At 55.5% G+C, this 4,980-nt stretch carries 4 protein-coding genes; 2 read left to right on the plus strand and 2 right to left on the minus strand.

The window, feature by feature from the left end:
* Together H5U08_RS09985 and H5U08_RS09990 are read right to left on the minus strand one after the other, a co-directional pair.
* A partial coding sequence (locus H5U08_RS09985) for a hypothetical protein (RefSeq protein WP_297032610.1) occupies positions 1 to 311 on the minus strand: 311 nt, incomplete at its 3' end.
* A 317-nt stretch (positions 312 to 628) separates the two neighbouring features.
* Positions 629 to 1,738, minus strand: a complete 1,110-nt coding sequence (locus H5U08_RS09990) for an HD domain-containing protein (protein ID WP_297032612.1) — start codon at positions 1,736 to 1,738, stop codon at positions 629 to 631.
* A 252-nt stretch (positions 1,739 to 1,990) separates the two neighbouring features.
* Here H5U08_RS09990 and H5U08_RS09995 point away from each other — a divergent pair, with 252 nt between their 5' ends.
* Both H5U08_RS09995 and H5U08_RS10000 read left to right on the plus strand, forming a co-directional pair.
* On the plus strand, positions 1,991 to 3,991 hold the full coding sequence (locus tag H5U08_RS09995; RefSeq protein WP_297032613.1) for a hypothetical protein: 2,001 nt from the start codon (positions 1,991 to 1,993) through the stop codon (positions 3,989 to 3,991).
* A 42-nt stretch (positions 3,992 to 4,033) separates the two neighbouring features.
* Positions 4,034 to 4,980 (plus strand): VCBS repeat-containing protein (locus H5U08_RS10000; protein WP_297032615.1); only part of this gene is annotated, 947 nt, incomplete at its 3' end.

Below are 4,980 nucleotides of genomic sequence, written 5' to 3' on the forward strand. Positions count from 1 at the left end.
TCAGACGTCCTGGTCCCCTCCGGGGAAACCACGCGAAACGCCAGAGTTTGTCCCAAAATATCCTGCTGGCTGGTGTTGGAAACCGTGATAGGGATTCGTTCTCTCCAGTAACCCTCCCAGCCCAGATACAACGGGTGATGCCATGCGACTGCTCCAGATGCCGTCGCCGGACGACCTGCCGGTTCGCTAGCCAGGGATGCGCTTTCCACCCCACGATCAACCCCTGCCACCAACAGCCAAAGGAGCAACGGGCAACTCCACCGGACAAAGTCCGCATTTGTTGCTGGCGCGAGCCGGTTCAGCCACAGCATAAATCGCTCTCCCTTCTCAACGTGGTTACCAATGGCCGGTCGATGTTTCTATGAGTGTTCTGCAGCTTTTTCAGGCGGGATACAATGGCCCCTTACCAAGGGGTGGGGTGACGTGCGGGATAGCTCGCACTGGTGGGGCGAGGTTCTTGCAGATGTGCTGGAATAATGTCCCGCTATCATAAACCAGCCAATTTCGAGCCGCCAGACCCCTACTGGCGACTGATCGACGCGTTGCGTGAGCGGCCGAGTCATGCCGAAGTGTTTAGCGCTTGAGAAAAGAAAAATGGTGTGAACTGTCTCTGCTGTGTGAACCGTCTCTACTGGAAATCGCGCTCCAGGCTGCGAAGGTACTCGAAGACGTCTTCCAGCTCGGGAACTTTAACACCGACCCGCCGACCCGCCCGATCGCACTTGGCAAGAAGTACCAAAGTGTCGAAGTCCTCCGACGTCTCAAGCCGACGGCGGGCGCGCGCCCCGATTGTTCCATCGAGGACCCCCTGAGCTTCCATGTGATGCTCGATAAGCCAGGCCGTCCGCTCTGTTATAAAACCTTCCAGGGCTTCCAGACCCGCCTTCACATGGTCTTTCGGGTCGATGGCCTTTCCCACATCGTGCAACAGGGCCGCCAGAAGAAATTCTTCGTCGTAGGGCGACTCTTCCCGAGCACACTCAAACACCTGAAGACTGTGATAGAGAACGTCACCCTCTGGATGATACCTTGGATCCTCTTTCACCTTCTCCAGGGGTAGCAGGAGGGACTCGTACACGCGGAAGCGATCGACAACCGTCTCCATGTCGTCTGGTTCTATTTCGACCATGAGTTGGGGGTGCTCCCGGGCGAGCAACTTTTCGAGTTCCTCGATGGACGCACGCTCCATCGCTTTTCCCGTGATCGAGCTTTTAAAACGATAGTTCACCAACTCCGTCGGATAAACAGTCAATTCGAACTCAAATTGCCCGGTGACGTGGATATGGGTGAAGGTCCGCTCCTCCCCGTGTTTGACAACCCGTTTACGAATAACCTCGTGAGGCAGTCCGGCGTGCTCCAGCGTCAACCGGACCGCTTCCACGCTATCCGAAAAGACGTGGATGTCGATGTCCGACCCGCGGCGCACGTGGCCTGTCAGGGTGCTGCCCACCAAACGTGGACGGAACTCCTTCAGCAACCGCATCATGCGGAGGGCTTCCAGTCGCATTTCTCCCAGCTTCTGGACCCGCTTCTCCCCCTCGAAAGCCCGGGCAACGGCCTCGATCTGTTCGCGGATCTCGCGATTACTGGGAAGGTCTGCCGGCCGAACATCCGGGCCCAAAACTCGCCGGGCGGCCTTCAACTTGGCCCGGTAATACTCCGTCTCCTCGCGGAAATACATCAGCCGTGCCGCTTCCCATGCCACACGGCGTCTCAATTTAGAGTCCCGTTCTCGCATGACTCCCCTGCCAAAGGTGTGCTCTTCCCCCACTGAAAGTAGTGTGTTCCGGGGCCCTTTCAATCGACGATCCCCGAGAGGCATCGCTGTCAAAGTCTACAAAATCTGTAGCTTTTCCGGTGAACCATGAAAGTAATTCGGTGATAAAGTACCAATTTGTTGCAATCAAGCAGATCGAGTCCTAAAATGGCGCGTTGATATCAGGTCATCGGCGGTAGCAATTATTCTGGTCCTTGTTTGGGTTCCTCTATTATGATTTCCGCTCGGATAGGGCCGATCGGTACGTGCCGGCATCTCTCTCGCACCGTTGTCTTCAATCTACCGGTTTGGGCATTCCTGCTGGGGACGGTGATGTCCCTTTTGCCGGTCGGGCAACTGAGGGCAGTCCCCCCGCTGGTGGATGATTTTCCCTATCCTATTGTACTGACTCAAGTTTCACTTGAGGAAAGCGGGGAGCAGCTTGTCACACCATATCCCGGCTCTCTGGTCGGTGTGAAGCAGCGTTCCCGCCTCGTACTTCTTCAGCCGGGGCACGAACCTGAAATTTTGCTACCCACCTTTTTCGCTACGGCCGAAGCGGACGTATTTTTCGACGGGAAAAAGCTGCTGCTTGCGGGTAAACCTGCGGCGGATGCACCGTGGAACATTTATGAACTCGATCTGGAAACGCGCACTCTTCGTCAAATCACTCATGACACTCGCGATTGTCGCTATCCCACCTATCAGTCGACCCAGTATGTTCTGGATGCCCCGCTTCCCTGGTTTCAGATCACCTTTTTCCGCGAATTGACTGAAGAAAAATCCCCGCTGACAGGTACGCCGGTGTCGGCGCTGTTCTCTTGTCGCATGGATGGCTCGCATTTCCGACGTCTTACGGTCAATCATTCACCTGACTTGCCAGGCACTCTGCTCCCGGATGGCAGGATCGTTTTTCCGAGCTTTCGCTCTTCTTACCCGCAAAACCCAGAAATGCGTCTGGACCTCTTCGCGGTCAACACAGACGGGACGGATCCCGCGAACTTTCTGCCGGGAATCGGGGCCAGGTACAAGCTTATGCCGACCGTCATTCCCCGCGGCCTGCTCGGCAAACTGGTGTTCATCGAGAACGACGAATTGACAGCGGACGGAGCCGGGCAAATGGCCTGTGTCGATTTGAGACGTCCTTTACGCACCTATCAACGTCTAACGGAAGATCGCACCTGGCTTTATCATTCACCCTGTGCTCTTCCGGACGGACGCTTGCTCGTTTCACGGCGTCCCCGGAACGGAGGGGCCTCGTTTGCCTTGGGCGTTTTCGACCTGGAGACCCGCAAATGGACGCCCCTATTCGATGATCCGCGTTACCACGACCTTTTCGCCAGACCTGTTTCTCCCCGGCCCCTGCCGGATGGCCGATCCTCGGGGGTTGATGACACCGCGTCTCGCGGCACTCTCTATTGCTTGAGCGTTTATGACAACGACCTGGGAGAGAAGGGATTTCCGAAAGGATCGATTAAAAAGTTGCGCGTTTTGCAGGCGATAACTGACCCCAAAATCACCGGTGGTCGGTATCCACGTCTCCCGTTCCGCGTGCTCGGTGAAATTCCGATCTATCCCGACGGGTCTTTTCAGGTGGAAGTACCTTCAGACGTACCATTGAGTCTCCAACTGATTGATGAACGGGGCCTCAATGTGCGAACCTCTGGGTGGTTTTGGGTCAAAGGTGGGATTCATCAGGGCTGTATCGGATGTCATGAAGATCCCGAACGTGTGCCATTTAACAGAATGGCTGACGCCTTGTGGGAGGATCGACCACGCATTGAACCGTCCGCTTCTATGGCCGTGCCCGACTTCGTGCATGACATTTGGCCTGTCATTCAACGGTCCTGCTTGAACTGCCATACTCCACAACAGAAAAAGCCATGGCTGGCACCTTCCGCGGATCCAGCTCATCCTGGACCCGTCTCCGCCTCACCAGCGTATTCATACACGCAGCTAGTGCGCTCTGCTGGCAGTCCGTCTGCAGTACCTGCTGCCGATGCCGCGGCGGTTTACGTGGTACCCGGCGCGGCTCGCTTAAGCCCGCTTGTCTGGCACGTGGTCTCCAAAAACCTGGCAAAACCGTGGGATGGAGAATGGCCGTCCCGACCATATAAACCGTGGCCGCACGACGCTGGCGTACAACCATTATCCCAGAGTGATGTTCAGCTCATCATTCAATGGATTGATACAGGTGCTGTGTACGATCGTCAGCATCCCTTTGAAATACCGTAATTTGACGAATCACATCTGTTATTCACAGAGGTCATCGATTCTATGAGCAGGTCTTTATACCGATATCCAAACGCAGTAGTTGGCCGAAATGGACGTCGGGGGGCGGTGATCCTGGCGGCTCTTTATGGGATGACGCTTGCCGCATGCGGTTTCGGCCAGGATTTGCCCACCTTTACGGACGTGACCCGGGAAGCGGGTATCACCTTTAAACACAGTTTTGGCGATGACGAGCTGAGTAATATCGTCGAAGGAACAGGAAGCGGGGCGCTCTTTTTTGATTACAACAACGACGGCCTGATGGATATTTACTTCGTTAATGGTGCATGGACGCCGGGTGTCAGCAGTAACCGTGGGCGCCATCTGCGCGGGCAGCTTCGCAACGCTCTGTACCGAAACAATGGAGATGGTACATTCACGGATGTCACCGACCAGGCCGGAGTTGGTGACACGCATTTCGGAAGCGGATGTTCGGCCGCGGATTACGATAATGACGGGTTTGTTGACCTTTATGTGCTCAATTATGGACCAAACGTCCTCTATCACAATAATGGCGATGGAACATTTACCGATGTTTCCCGCCAGTCTGGCCTGGACGATCCGCGCTGGAGCCTGTCAGCGCCCTGGTTTGACTACAACGGCGATGGACTTCTCGACGTCTATGTGTGTAACTATCTGCAATACGACCTGGGAGCCTTCCGTGCTTTTTATAAGGCGGACGGCTATCCAGGCCCCCTCAGTTACGAAGGGCAACCGGATGCTCTGTATCGAAACAACGGAGATGGCACCTTCACCGACGTCACCAAAGAGGCAGGACTGTGGAATCCTGAAGGACGCGGCATGAGTGCCACGGTGGCCGATGTGAATAACGACGGCCTGCTCGATATTTATGTCACCAACGATGCTATGGCAAATGATTTCTTCCTGAATTTGGAAGGAGGGAAATTCAGCAACGAAGCCCTGCCCAGGGGCCTTGCTTTTGGAGAAGCGGG

Origin of the sequence: Thermogutta sp. (assembly GCF_014359955.1) — a bacterium.
In the GTDB taxonomy this organism is placed as follows: Bacteria; Planctomycetota; Planctomycetia; order Pirellulales; family Thermoguttaceae; genus Thermogutta.